This window comes from Kineococcus siccus, assembly GCF_009906795.1.
Taxonomy (GTDB): Bacteria; Actinomycetota; Actinomycetes; order Actinomycetales; family Kineococcaceae; genus Kineococcus; species Kineococcus siccus.
Map to the genome: position 1 here is coordinate 1 of NZ_JAAALN010000303.1, position 3,725 is coordinate 3,725.

Annotated in this window: 3 protein-coding genes; all 3 read left to right on the top strand. The window is 74.4% G+C overall.

Annotation, left to right across the window (positions count from 1 at the left end):
- A partial coding sequence (locus GTR02_RS20460; RefSeq protein WP_166609320.1) for a tellurium resistance protein occupies nt 1–648 on the top strand: 648 nt, incomplete at its 5' end.
- A gap of 80 nt (nt 649–728) precedes the next feature.
- Nucleotides 729–1,637 carry an EamA family transporter gene (locus tag GTR02_RS20465; protein WP_205709715.1) on the top strand — a complete coding sequence of 303 codons (909 nt, stop codon included), beginning with the start codon at nt 729–731 and terminating at the stop codon, nt 1,635–1,637.
- A gap of 53 nt (nt 1,638–1,690) precedes the next feature.
- Nucleotides 1,691–3,634, top strand: a complete 1,944-nt coding sequence (acs, locus tag GTR02_RS20470) for an acetate--CoA ligase (protein ID WP_338073957.1) — start codon at nt 1,691–1,693, stop codon at nt 3,632–3,634.
- The last annotated feature ends 91 nt before the right edge of the window (nt 3,635–3,725 follow it).

Sequence of the window (3,725 nt, forward strand, 5' to 3'; positions counted from 1 at the left end):
GGCGGCGGTGGGGTGTCGCTGAGCAAGGTGACGCTGACCAAGGCCGCCCCCAAGGTGTCGCTGTCCAAGTCGGGCGCCGCGGGCGGCACCGTCCGCGTGCACCTGGCCTGGAACGCGCGCCCCGCGGGCGCGGCGCCCACGGGCGGCGGGTTCTTCTCCAAGCTCAAGGCCGCGGCGGTGCCGCAGGGCGGGATCGACCTCGACCTCGGGGCGCTCTACGAGTTCACCGACGGGTCCAAGGGCGTCGTGCAGGCCCTCGGCAACGCGTTCCGGGACCGCGCGCAGGGCGATCCCGTCGTGTGGCTCGACGGCGACGACCGCACGGGCGGCGGCGGCGAGAACCTGTTCGTCGACCTGCGGCAGGCGTCGAAGATCAAGCGCGTGCTGGTGTTCGCCTTCATCTACGAAGGCGTGCCGAACTGGGCCGCGGCCGACGCCGTCGTGACGCTCTTCCCCGCGAGCGGCCCGGAGATCGAGGTCCGCCTCGACGAGCACGACGACAAGTCGCCCATGTGCGCCATCGCGCAGTTCACCTCCGACGGCCGCGAGGTCGCCGTGCAGCGCGAGGTCCGCTACGTCCAGGGCGGTCAGCAGGCCCTCGACGAGGCCTTCGGCTGGGGCATGAAGTGGCGCACCGGCCGCAAGTGACGTGACCCCCCGCCCCGCCGCGACCACGCGGGTGATCACGGCGTGATCGCGGCGAGGGCGGGGGGATAGCGTGGGGCCACGTGAGCGCTGCACCGGCCGGGACGACGGCGTCGACGTCCCCCGCGGTGGGGATGGTGGTCGGGGCGGCCGCCTCGGTGCAGGTCGGGGCCGCGGTCGCCAGCGGGCTGTTCGCGACGGTCGGCGCCACGGGCGCGACCGCCCTGCGGCTGGGGATCGCGGCCGTCGTGCTGCTCGCCGTCGTCCGGCCGCGCGTGCGGACCTGGACCCGGCGGCAGTGGCGGCTGTCCGTGGCGTTCGGCGTGAGCCTCGCGGCGATGAACTCCGCGTTCTACCTCGCGATCGAGCGGATCCCGCTCGGCGTCGCCGTGACGTGCGAGTTCCTCGGGCCGCTGGTGCTGTCGGCCGCGCTGACGCGCCGGGCCCGCGACCTCGTCTGGGTGGTCCTCGCGCTGCTCGGGGTCCTCACGCTCGGGCTCGGCGGCGACGGGGCCGGCGGCGACCTCGACCTGCTCGGCGTCGCCCTGGCGCTGGTGGCGGGGGCGTTCTGGGCCGGCTACGTCCTGCTCAGCGCCCGCGTCGGCGCGGCCCTGCCCGGGCAGTCCGGTCTCGCCGTCGCGAGCGTCGTGGCGGGCGTCCTCGTGCTGCCCGCGGGCCTCGCCGGCGCGGGCGCGGACCTGCTGCACCCCGCGGTGCTGGGCCTGGGCCTCGTCGTCGCGCTGGCGTCCTCGGTCGTCCCGTACTCGCTGGAGCTGGTGGCGCTGCGGCGCCTGCCGGAGCGGACGTTCGGGGTGCTGCTGAGCCTGGAACCCGGCATCGCGGCCCTGGTCGGCTTCCTGCTGCTGTCGCAGGCGCTGCCGCTGCCGTCGGTCGCCGCGATCGCCGTGGTGGTGGTGGCGAGCGCGGGCTCGACGCTGTCCGCGCGGCGCGAGCGTGATCTGGCCACGCACCCGCACGTCCCGGGCGGCTAGCCTCAGCCCGAACCGGCCGGGGCGGCCGGGGAGACCCGTCGAGGAGGACGATCGTGACCACCCAGGACAGCGCGCCCGCGCCCAGGACCGTCGCGCCGGACGCCGCGTTCGCCGAGCAGGCCGTCGCGAAGGCCGACCTCTACGAGCGGGCCGCCGCGGACCGCCTCGGGTTCTGGGCCGAGCAGGCCCGCGCCTGCCTGGACTGGGACACCGACTTCACCCAGACGCTGGACTTCAGCGACGCGCCGTTCGCGAGGTGGTTCGTCGGCGGCCGGCTCAACGTCGCCGTGAACTGCGTCGACCGCCACGTCGCGGCCGGGAACGGCGACCGCGTGGCGCTGCACTTCGAGGGCGAACCCGGTGACACGCAGACGGTCACGTACGCGCAGCTCTCGGAGCAGGTCAACCGGGCCGCGAACGCGCTGACCGCGCTGGGCGTCGAGTCGGGCGACCGCGTCGCGATCTACCTGCCCATGCTCGTCGAGTCCGTCGTCGCGATGCTCGCGTGCGCGCGCCTGGGCGCCCCGCACAGCGTGGTGTTCGGCGGGTTCTCCGCCGACGCGCTGCACACCCGCATCAACGACGCCGAGGCCAAGGTCGTCATCACGTGCGACGGCTCCTACCGCCGCGGCAAGGCGACCACGCTGAAGCCCGCGGTCGACGCCGCGATCGCCAAGGGCTGCCCCAGCGTCGCGGCCGTGCTCGTGGTGCGCCGCAACGGCGAGGACGTCGCGTGGGACGAGCACCTCGACGTGTGGTGGCACGAGGCGCTGGAGCAGGCGAGCCCCGAGCACGAGGCGCAGGCCTTCGACGCCGAGCAGCCGCTGTTCATCCTCTACACCTCGGGCACCACGGGGAAGCCCAAGGGGATCCTGCACACCTCGGGCGGCTACCTGACGCAGACGGCGTTCACGACGCGCGCGGTGTTCGACCTGCGGCCGGAGACGGACGTGTTCTGGTGCACGGCCGACGTCGGCTGGGTCACGGGGCACTCCTACGTCGTCTACGGCCCGCTCGCCAACGGGGCGACGCAGGTCATCTACGAGGGCACGCCCGACACCCCCGGCAAGGACCGCTGGTGGTCGCTGGTCGAGAAGTACGGCGTCACGATCCTCTACACCGCGCCCACCGCGATCCGCACGTGCATGAAGTGGGGCGAGGAGTTCCCCGCCGCGCACGACCTGTCCTCGCTGCGCCTGCTCGGCAGCGTGGGGGAGAACATCAACCCCGAGGCCTGGTCCTGGTACCGCCGCGTCATCGGCGCCGACCGGACGCCGATCGTCGACACCTGGTGGCAGACCGAGACCGGCGGCCACATGATCACGCCCCTGCCGGGCGTCACGACGCTCAAGCCCGGGTCGGCGCAGGTGCCCGTGCCGGGGATCGTGGCCGAGGTCGTCGACGACGCGGGGGAGCCCGTCGGGCACGGTCAGGCCGGCTACCTCGTCCTGACCGAGCCGTGGCCCGCGATGCTGCGCGGGCTGTGGCGCGACGAGCAGCGCTTCAAGGACACCTACTGGGCGCGCTTCCCCGGCCGCTACTTCGCGGGTGACGGCGCCAAGCGCGACGAGGACGGGGACATCTGGCTCCTGGGCCGCGTCGACGACGTCATGAACGTGTCCGGCCACCGCCTGTCGACCGCGGAGATCGAGTCGGCCCTGGTCTCCCACCCCGACGTCGCCGAGGCCGCGGTCGTCGGCGCGAGCGACGAGACGACGGGGCAGTCGGTGGTGGCGTTCGTCATCCTGCGCGGCGGGCACGTCGAGGGCCCCGACACCGTGGCCGACCTGCGCGACCACGTCGGCAAGGAGATCGGCCCGATCGCCAAGCCGCGCTCGATCATGGTGGTCGCGGAGCTGCCGAAGACGCGCTCGGGGAAGATCATGCGGCGCCTGCTGCGCGACGTCGCCGAGCACCGCGAGCCCGGCGACGTCACGACGCTGACGGACTCCACGGTCATGGACTCGATCCGCCGCGGGATGAGCTCTCCCGACTGACCCGGCCGACGTGCACGCGACCTCCACCGCTCCCGCGCCCCGCGCCACCCCGGCGCGCGGCGCGGTGCGGCACGGTGGGGGCGTGCCGCAC